Below are 490 nucleotides of genomic sequence, written 5' to 3'. Positions count from 1 at the left end.
TGCGACGGCGGACAGGGTGGCAGGATGAAGCCGGCGCCGGCCGACTCGTAGATCGTCGAGACTTTCACGACGACCCAGAAGCGTCGGCCGTTGGCGAAGAACCAGTAGGGCATCGGCTGGTTCCAGGCAAGCAGCTGTACTCGCGGGCTGTAGTTGACGAAGGCTGTCCAGAAATCGCCACCGGGCGGGATCGCCCCAGCATTGAACGCCGTGCCGCCCATCAGGCGCAGGTTGTAGTAGTCCAGGGCGGTATCGCCGTAGCTCTGAATCCCCATGTAGATGGCGTCGGTGCCGCCCAGGCCAGGGGCGCGCAGAGTCACCTGGCGTACGGCTATAGCCGTGCCGGACGCGGGGATGGTGTTGTCGAAAACCATCTCGTAGGCCTGCCCAGCCGCGACCAGGTCTGGGTTCGCGGTGAGGAACTGGACGAGGCGCTCGACCAGGTTCTGGTGGTTCGTGGCTGTGCCGAATTCGGTGGCCATCAGTTGAT

General features: G+C 64.3%; 1 pseudogene. It reads right to left on the bottom strand.

Features of this window, described 5'->3' with window-relative positions:
- Positions 1-482 (bottom strand): annotated as a pseudogene (locus HMPREF2924_RS22095) (hypothetical protein); the annotation flags it as partial.
- Positions 483-490: the final 8 nt, after the last annotated feature.

It is taken from the genome of Pseudomonas sp. HMSC063H08 (assembly GCF_001813645.1).
GTDB lineage: Bacteria > Pseudomonadota > Gammaproteobacteria > Pseudomonadales > Pseudomonadaceae > Pseudomonas > Pseudomonas aeruginosa.
This window is presented reverse-complemented; position numbering and strand designations above follow the sequence as displayed.